Source organism: Microbacterium sp. CPCC 204701 (genome assembly GCF_004010105.1).
Taxonomy (GTDB): domain Bacteria; phylum Actinomycetota; class Actinomycetes; order Actinomycetales; family Microbacteriaceae; genus Microbacterium.
In genome coordinates this window covers 1-3,878 of the sequence record NZ_RRYE01000290.1, presented here as the reverse complement: position 1 = coordinate 3,878, position 3,878 = coordinate 1, and the positions used below count along the sequence as shown (strand labels likewise).

General features: G+C 69.8%; 1 protein-coding gene. It reads left to right on the top strand.

Going from position 1 to position 3,878, the window contains the following annotated elements:
- On the top strand, nt 1-3,878 hold a 3,878-nt coding region (locus tag EIO58_RS14085; protein ID WP_205789290.1), incomplete at both ends, for a metallophosphoesterase.

Below are 3,878 nucleotides of genomic sequence, written 5' to 3'. Positions count from 1 at the left end.
GCCCGCGGCATCCGCTGCGCCCGGCGATGGCAAGCAGCCCACGCCTGCGCCTGCCGCGCCGACCCTGACACCCGCCGACGGCGCCTACCTCGAGGGGGAGGTGCGCATCGCGGCCGACGCCACCACCGCGGGCGACCCGGTGTCGGGCCTGGCGATCGACGGCCAGCCGATCGGCGCGACGCCGACGCCCGGCGTCTCGCACCTGACCTTCGACATCGGCACCAACTCGGCCGCGCTGAGCTACCGCAACTGGGTGGTCGTCAACGGGCACCGCATCGACCAGGAGCGCACCTGGGTCTCGGAGCGCGTCGCGCTGCCCGTCCCCAACGACTGGCTGGTCACGGGTGAGAACATCGTCGAGATCTTCGCAGGCACGGCCGATGCCGCGTGCGGCGTGAACTACGACGACTTCGTCATCAGCGACGTGGGGCTCGAACTGCTCGGCGAGATCGCCGACGGCGAAGAGAACCCCTTCACGCTCACGTTCGGCGACGGCGACTGCGGCACGCAGCCTGATGACATCGTGCACGCGGAGCTGTCGTTCTTCGTCCTGGGCGATCCTCTCGCTTCGCAGGGACTCGCCGCCGACGTCGACACGACGACCCTCGCCAACGGCGCACACCAGATCGTGGCGACCACCTCGGCGGGCGCCACGGTCACCCACGCGGTGACGGTGAACAACGCCCCGGTCGGCGCTCCGATGCTGTCGCCGGAGGACGGCGCTCTCGTCCGCGGCACGCACACCGTCAGCGCCGCGCACTCCGCGACGGGCGCGGGCGGCGTCGCGTCGCTCACGATCGACGGCACCGAGCCGGTGGCGGTCGAGAGCCTCGGCGCCGGTTCGTCGATGTTCAGCTTCGACGTCGGCGCGAACTCGATCGAGAACCGCTACCAGAACCACCTGCTCGTCAACGGACACAAGGTCGACATCCTCGGCGACTGGGTCAACCAGCGCGTGGACGTGCCGGTCCCGAACCGCTACCTGATCGCCGGCGACAACGTCATCGAGGTCGTCGCGGGCGACATCAGCTCGAGCTGCGGCGCGAACCTCGACGACTTCGCCATCTCGAACCCCGCGCTGACCATCGACACCGGCACGGCCACGGGTGTCTCGATCGCTCCGAGCTACGCGATGGGCGACGGCAGCTGCGGATCCTCGAGCACCGCTCTCCCGAAGGTCGAGACGCACTGGACGGTCGACGCGCCGTCGGTCGCGGTGCTCCCGACCCTCGGGTCGGGCGAGGCGACGCTGAGCTTCACGGTCGGATCGAACTCGATCGACTCGGCGTTCAAGAACCTGCTCTTCGTCAACGGCATCCGCTACGTCATCGGCGGTGACTTCGTGAGCGAGCGTGCGAATGTCGTCATCCCGAACGAATGGCTGCTGCCCGGCTGGAACACGGTCGAGTTCGTGACCGGCACGACCGCGACCGGCTGCAACCGCGACGACTTCACGATCTCGAACGTCGCGCTCGCGCCGGCCTCCGGCACGGCGACGCCGCAGCGGGCGAAGACGTCCTACGCCCTGGGCGACGGAACGTGCGGCTCCAACATCAACCTGTTCCGAGAGATCGACCTCCACTTCCTCGTGACGGATGCCACGGCCCAGGGTTTGCGCACTGAGCTCGACACCACGTCGGTCGCCGACGGCCCGCATGTGGTGGCGGCCGCATCCACCACCGGCGAGGTCGCGACCCGCACCCTGCTGACCGACAACTCGGCGCCGACCGTGACGGCGAGCACGCCGGCCGCCGACGCGACGATCTCGTCGGCGGTGGCGCTCGACGTCCAGCTCGACGACCTGACGGGCCTCATGGGCACGCCCGAGCTCACACTCGACGGCGAGCCGATCTCGCTCGGCGCGCCGGTCGGCCCGGGGCTCGGCGCGGGCGAGCACACGATCGCGGTGACCGCCGCGGACGCGCTCGGCAACTCGGCGACACGCGAGATCGTGTTCACGTCGGCGGGGATCCCCGATGCCCCGATCGTGGTCGCTCCGACGGGTGGGACGACGGATGTCGGGGGTACCGTGACGCTCGCGGCCACGGTCTCGGAGCCGGACGGCGCAGACGTCACGGCGGAGTTCCAGCAGGCCGAGATCCTCACGCCCAACCAGGGCTGGCAGGGCTCCGCCACCGAGGTCCCGACGACGCTGAGCGTCGCCGGCGAGACCAACCTGGGCGGCACGAAGGCCCTCGCGCCCGGTGACGGGCTCACGCTCGACTCCCCTGCGAGCCGCGAGGTGGCGTTCCAGCGCTTCGACGTGCAGGTCAAGGGCCACGTCGGCGATCCCGTGCTCCGCTGGGAGGGCGTCATCGACCCGACCCGCGTCGTGTCGCTGCGGGCGTGGAACACCGAGACGTCGGCATGGGACGTGCTGGCGAGCGCACGCGGTGCGCTCGAGGGCAACACCGAGCTCACGGCGATGGTCGAGGGACGCTACCTCGACGGGCAGCAGGTGCACGTGATGATCACCGGCGAGGACCCCTTCGCCGACGAGATCGAGCCGGGCGCCGAGGGTTTCGCCGACCCGTCGACGTACGACTTCTCGATCGCGCACTTCACCGACACGCAGTACCTCTCGGAGGGAGCGGTCGAGCAGGAGACGGCGGCCGAGCGGGCCATCTGGGAGAAGGCGTACGGCGACACGACGCGCTGGATCGCCGAGAACGCGGAGGACCGCAAGATCGAGTACGTCGCGCACACCGGCGACATCATCGAGAACAACATCCGCACACCCGCGGACGACGCCATGATGCAGCAGGTGATCGGCGAGTTCGAGGTGTCGTCGCGGCAGCACCGGATCCTTGACGACGCGGGAGTGCCCAGTCAGGTGATCGCGGGCAACCACGACAACCGGTCGGGCACCGAGAACGGGCCGGGTGCGATGTACAACCAGTACTTCGGTCCGGACCGGTACGCGACCGCCGACGATCAGTGGGTGAATGCCGAGTACGGCGGCCCGTGGCGCGAGGGCGACAACCAGAACAACTACACGCTGTTCTCGGCGGGCGGCATCGACTTCGTGTCGGTCGGCCTCTCGTACGGTGTCACCCGAGAGGAGGCCGCATGGGCCGACTCGATCTTCACGCGGTACCCGGAGCGCAACGGCATCCTGCTCTCGCATGACTATCTCGCCGCGAGCCCGCAGCGCGACGGTCGCAACTCGGGGTATGCGGCTCCGGACGGGTCGATGCTGTTCAAGACCGTCGTGGCGGAGAACCCCAATGTGTTCCTCATTCTCGCCGGACACGTGCACGGCATCGGCACGAACGTGAAGCCCGAGGTCGGAGAGGTCGCCCACGGCGTGGTCGAGCTGCTCGCGGACTACCAGGCCTTCACGGTCACCGCCGACGAGCTGGGGCTCACCGAGATCGGCGGGTACGCCCCCACCGACCGGCTGCGGTTCGGCGCAAGCTACCTGCGTCTGCTGCAGTTCGACGTGGACCGCGGCGAGATGATCGTCGACACCTACTCGCCGTTCCTCGACGACTTCGGGGCCGGAGAGTACGACCCGGCGCTGCGCTACGACGCCGAGGCCGACAACATGGTGCTGCCGGTCGACCTCACGTCGCGCACGACGAGCTTCCGCACGGACTCGCTGGCGCTGTACAACCCGCTCGCCGTCATCGGCGAGTCGACGGCGTCCTCGGGAGGCGTCGCCTCGGTCGAGTGGGATCGTCTCAAGCGGGGCACGGCGTACGCATGGCTCGTCATCGCCCATTCCGAGGGCGGCGGACGCACCGCGTCGCTGCCGAGCGTCTTCGTCACCAGCGGTGGGAAGCCGGGCAGGGTCACCCCTGAGCTCGAGCCGTACACGACGCCCACGCCCACGCCGTCTCCGACGCCGAGCTCGCCGGAACCCTCCGCTCCGGCCG